The organism is Paenibacillus sp. E194 (genome assembly GCF_000935845.1).
Taxonomy (GTDB): domain Bacteria; phylum Bacillota; class Bacilli; order Paenibacillales; family Paenibacillaceae; genus Paenibacillus_B; species Paenibacillus_B alvei_B.
This window is the reverse complement of the sequence record NZ_JMDX01000325.1, coordinates 1-5393: the sequence shown is the minus strand read 5'-3', so window position 1 is coordinate 5393 and position 5393 is coordinate 1. Positions and strand designations below refer to the sequence as shown.

The following is a 5393-nucleotide window of genomic DNA, read 5'->3' as shown; positions in this document are numbered from 1 at the left end:
GCGGATATCACGCCATTCTGCAGCCGTCGGGGCATCGGGGATGTTCCAGCTTGTGCAGAAGTTGCTACTGAAGCCGCTGCCTGTGCTGAATTCATATCTTCAGCCTCTATTTCTATCCTAGGAACGTCCTGCTTGCGAACCTCCTTAACGGCGAGCAACGGCAGAAAGGCGGCTAATGTGGCCGTTCCCCCTAGCATCAACACCGTCTGCAAGCTAGCAACCTTGCTCCATCCGACGGATTGAAGCATGTCGGCCAATGCGCCGCCCCCCATGCTGCCGAGCACCTGAGCGGCTAAGCCTAGAGCAAAGTGGTAGCTGAAGAGCTGTAGTCGCTGTTCTTTCTGCGCATTTTCTGCAAGGAATGGGACTGCGATGACTTGGAATGCCGAAGCGACAAGTCCTGAGAAGATCGCGAGCATGTTCAAGCTCATTACAGATTCGACATAGGCGCGTCCAATGAATCCTATTCCTGTCAGCAGTGCGCCGAAAATGAGAACCTTCTTCCGGCTCGTGCGATCCCCTAAAAAGCCGATTGGAACAAACATCAAAGCCGTTGCAAGAGATTGCAGGCTGATGAGCGTCCCATTCATATCATCATTATATCCGAGTGATTGAATATACAAGTTATAAAGCACCATGAACATGCCACCGCCCACTTGAAAGCATAAGTTGGCGATAAAAAACAGCTTAATGTTCCGATCCCATTGCTTCACGTCTGTCCATACTTGTTGATATAAGCGCATGATCGTTCCCCCGATTGTCCATGTTAGCATCTTCCATTGTATCATGGTTCGATGAACAAGGAAGGGGTGAAATGTTCGATTTAGGACTCACGGAGAGCGTAATTGTACTGCTACCGCTAATATGGTTAAAGGGTTATTGGCGACCATTCTGATTGTACTGATCGTTGGATTGCAGTTGGACATGTACTAGTGGATCAGCTTGCTCTCTTTCGCTTTGCGCACGAACTTGGCACTAGAGCGATTGAGAGGTGTTTTTAACAACAAACCAATGACGAGCGTGATCGCAATATAGACACACATCATGAGCAGGTCGCGCTGCACCACATCCCACAGGATCCCACCAACAGCCTCACGCATCATGCTAATGCCATAGGTAAAAGGCAAATACGGATGAATCGCTTGGAAAAACGGCGGCGTTACTTGAATCGGGAAGGTGCCCCCAGATCCCGCAAGCTGGAGGACAAGCAGCACAATGGCCAGCGCCTTGCCCACGTTGCCGAAAACAGATACGAGCGTATATACTATTAGCATAAATACGCCGCTAAGCAGCATACCGAAGATGACGAACCAGAATGGATTCAACACATATGCCTTCAGCAGGTAACAATCGCCTAAGGTCACAAGTAAAGACTGCAGCAGGGCAATCGTTACGAAGGTGAGATAGCGGCCGAAGTATACTTGATAATCCTTATATGCAGCGCCTTCCTCATGCACCTCCACCGTCAGAAGCGACACCAGGAGCAGGGCGCCGACCCATAAAGATAATGTAGTGAAGAATGGTGACATGGCCGAACCATAGTTCGGTATTGGAAACAGTTTATGTTCTTTCAACACGACGGGTTCGGCGAAGAACTCACTCTCCTTCTCGAAGTTATTTCTCAGCAAATCAATAATCTCGTTGATATCACCACGTGCCTCCAGTGCGCGAATTCGATCTGCAATGTTAGTTAGCTTGGACTGCGCTTCAGGCAGACTTTGCTGTATCTTCTTAATCTCTTCACTGCCGACCGTAACCAGCTTGGCTGCATCGTTCAGGATCGTCTTCACGTCAGGCATATGCTTCAACGCATCCTGAAGGACGGTTTGGGCATTGCCTACGGTACGCTTGGCAGTCTGGATGCCCTGAACGATATTGGGCTTAATCTCATCGTCATAACGATTCAGTATGCTGCCGGAGGCATCTGCTGTTTCTTTGGATATTCGATTCAATTGATTGATCAGGTCTGCAGATACCTCTTCACCGCGCTCCACCGCTCCTGAGACTTGTCGAACAATCGCTAACTGCCGCTCCAGCTTGTCGCGTATGGATTGAAGACGATCTATGGTGCTGCTGAAGCGATCGCCTGGGACAAGCCCATTGAGCCGATTGAACCAGTTGTTCAGACCATTCACAAGGGTGACGGCCGTATCCAGCCGCCCTTCTGCACGGCTAAGTGCCTCCTTCACGATGGAAGGGTCACTGCCAGCATCCTGCAGAATGGAGGTCAGATCTTGGATTGCTAGTGCTGTCTGATGGATGGAGTTAAGATCCTGCTTGATAAAGGGAGAGATCGTATCGATCCCTTGCTCGCTGTAATTGAGCAGATCACCGACGCTGCGAGAGAAGCGGGCACCTTCCTCGGCAACTTGGGACACCAGTGGAAGATTCCGCTGGGCTGAAGCGACAATGTCATTTGCTTTCGCCGTATCGCGCAGTGCCACATCGACCACATGTACGAGTTCGGGGAATCCTTTTTCCAACTTGAAGACAAGGTTCTTGACCTTCTCAATGGTGGGCAGCTCATTCTTTAGCTCTATGCCTACCTCGTTAAATATTTTGAAAATGGTTCGATTCGCTTCGCGAACGAAGTTGGAGCTGACTTGCTGGATGACGCCCGAGGCTCCTTTGCCCGTAATTTTGGGCGAGATGGCATTGATTTTCTCATTTACATAATAGACGATCTCAGCCTTCTGGGGATTGTCTGTCAGTACGGTACCAATACGCGCAGAGAAGTCCGCTGGAATGATGATGGCGGCATACACTTGTCCGCGCTCGGCACGGCGCAGTGCTTCTTTTTCATCCATGAATGTCCAGCCGATGGCCTCGTTTGTCTTTAACGATTCGATGATTTGTTTGCCAATGTTAATAGGCTTATCGAGGAGTGTATCGCCGGTATCGTTATTGGCGACAGCAATGGATATCCCCTTGGTGTTGCTGTACGGATCCCAGGATGCCAGGATATTGAACCATGCATATAGGGATGGCAGGACGATAAGACCAGTGATGACAATAGCGGCAGCCCAGTTGCTCGTAATGCGTTTCAAATCAGTTACATACAGGTTGATGATGGATTTCATAGAAGGCTGTTCTCCCGTTCATTTCTAAAATTGACAGCATTGCTATCATTGTGCGTAGTTCGGGCAGGAAACATGCGATAAAGGAGGTGATGCCCCAAAATTAAGGACAGGATGAACTGATGATGCGTTGATGTATCGAGGGCCGAAGCGGACAGCGGAATTAGGTTTAGACAATTTAGTAAGCGCTTGCAAATGGGAGGGTTTGCGCCTAACTATTAAGATTTGGATAAGATTGGGGTGAACATGACCAGATTGCAACGGACTATGCTAACGTTGATTACCAAGTAGAAGTAGCGAAGGAGGGACATTGATATTGATGTTGCGGGTCATGCTGGCGGATCAAGATGCTATTGAGCGCAGGCAAGCCGTGCAGATGGTGGAAGAGGGAGGATATACAGTCGTCGGACAAGCGGGGAGCCAGCCGGAAGCGTGGGAACAGGTTGAGAAATTATGGCCTGAAGTCGTAATCGCTGATACGTCAGGAAACGGGATAGACGGTCTGACTCTTGCTAGAGGGTTATCTGAGAGGGAGCATCCGATTGTGGTGGTGCTCACAGGGCGCTCGTCGGATCACCAGCTCTTGCTTCAAGCGATGCGATATGGCGCTATTGCGTTCTTGCCGAAGCCTTGGAAGCGTGATGAGGTTAGTGATGCGCTCAGAAGAGCCAGCAAGCTGGCCGGATATTATCGTGCATATCACACCCAATATGGGCACATCTATCAGTTCTTGCACCGACTCGGAAGCCTCACAGCTGTCGACATGCTGCAGGAGCAGCAGCAGCTGGTACAGGGTTTATTGCGAAATGCTCGTACCGCAGATGAGGCTGAATTCCAATGTTTACGGGAGCTGGATACCCAGTGGCGGCGCTTGTTCCGCAAGCATGGAATCACTTACTCGGATCTGCTGCCGGAGCGGGAAGCGGATATTGTTCGTCATTTTCAGCGTATGGCTGAGCATTGGGCGGCTCGTACGAATATGCTGCGAAAGCACAATGCAAGACTGCTTATCCAGCGGGCGGGCGATTATATACACGCTCATTATCATGAGGAACTGACGTTGTCTGAATTAAGTGAACGATATGGGATGAGCATCTCTTATTTCAGTGCTCAGTTCAAGCGCGGATATGGCTATTCCTTCGTTGATTATGTGAATCAGGTACGCATTCAGAAGTCGAAGGAGCTTCTATTGAACCCGAGTCTCAAGGTGTATGAGGTTGCACATGCTGCTGGATATACGACGCTGCAGTATTTTAATCGGGTATTTAAGCAGATCGTGAATATGACGCCGCTTGAGTATCGTAAGCAGTTCGGTATCTAGCAATTTTTGATATTCCGTAAAGAGTAGAATCGGCGAAGAAATGATAAATGTGTTTCATTACTTTGCAGAGACAGCCGACTATACTAGGTCATGTTATAGAGAGGACAAGGCCTCTCGAACATTTCGATGGTAGGAGGAACGCATTACGTATGAAACAAATTCGACAACGATTGGCGGTTGTTCTATCACTGTGTATGATATGGTCCACGATTGTATCGGCGGGGACTAGTATGGCGATGGCGTCTAGCGCTGCTTCGGGAAGCTTCGCCAAAGTTACGGATGAGCGCAAGATGGAACTTGCGCCAGGGGCAAACTACACGTGGAACAATATGGAGCTTCCACAAGGGCAAGAGAAGGTTCATTATGTAGAGTTCGATCCGAAGAATCCTTCCTTGGATTTGCAGCCTGGAATGACGGACGGAAAAGTGTACGGTATGGCGGGTGTTACGAAGATGGCCGATAATGCAGACAAGGCGGGCAATCGGGTCATCGCGGCCATTAACGGCGACTTCTATGATATGACGACAGGCGTGCCTCTTGGATTATTCATGGGAGACGGTGAAATATTAGTGAGCCCACCGCCTAAATGGGATTGGTATGCTTATGGATTGAAGAAGGACGGAACATCCATATATGGACTGAGTCCTGAGTTGAAGCGTACCCTCCACATTGGCGGAAAAGACTATGAAATATCAGAAATTAATCGGATGCGGGAAAATGCGGACAAGCTGTCCTTATTCACATCCACATTCTATACTTCCACCAAAACAAATGATATAGGCGACGAAGTTATCCTCGATGTGTTGTCGGGAGAAGTGAAGAGTGGCAGCACTTTAAAACTCAAGGTCGCGGAAATACGCAAAGACAAAGGGGACTCCCCGCTTGCCCCGGGCAAGGTTGTGTTGTCTGCTTCTGGGAACAGAGAACCGCAAAATCCTCGGGTCAACTGAACGGTAGGAGATGAAATCTCGCAAGCTTCGAGATGGAGGATGAGT

4 protein-coding genes are annotated in these 5393 nt (G+C 49.3%); 2 read left to right on the top strand and 2 right to left on the bottom strand.

Annotation, left to right across the window (positions count from 1 at the left end; translation table 11 throughout):
• Together AZ66_RS26400 and AZ66_RS26395 are read right to left on the bottom strand one after the other, a co-directional pair.
• Positions 1-743: MFS transporter (locus tag AZ66_RS26400; protein ID WP_156160095.1), on the bottom strand; the 743-nt coding region annotated here is incomplete at its 3' end.
• A 186-nt stretch (positions 744-929) separates the two neighbouring features.
• Complete coding sequence (locus AZ66_RS26395; protein ID WP_044357621.1) at positions 930-3080, bottom strand: YhgE/Pip domain-containing protein; 2151 nt, start codon at positions 3078-3080, stop codon at positions 930-932.
• Between the two features lie 316 nt (positions 3081-3396).
• Here AZ66_RS26395 and AZ66_RS26390 point away from each other — a divergent pair, with 316 nt between their 5' ends.
• Positions 3397-4398, top strand: coding sequence for a helix-turn-helix domain-containing protein (locus AZ66_RS26390; protein WP_044357619.1), 1002 nt, complete (start codon positions 3397-3399; stop codon positions 4396-4398).
• A 149-nt stretch (positions 4399-4547) separates the two neighbouring features.
• Positions 4548-5348, top strand: coding sequence for a hypothetical protein (locus AZ66_RS26385; protein ID WP_044357617.1), 801 nt, complete (start codon positions 4548-4550; stop codon positions 5346-5348).
• The last annotated feature ends 45 nt before the right edge of the window (positions 5349-5393 follow it).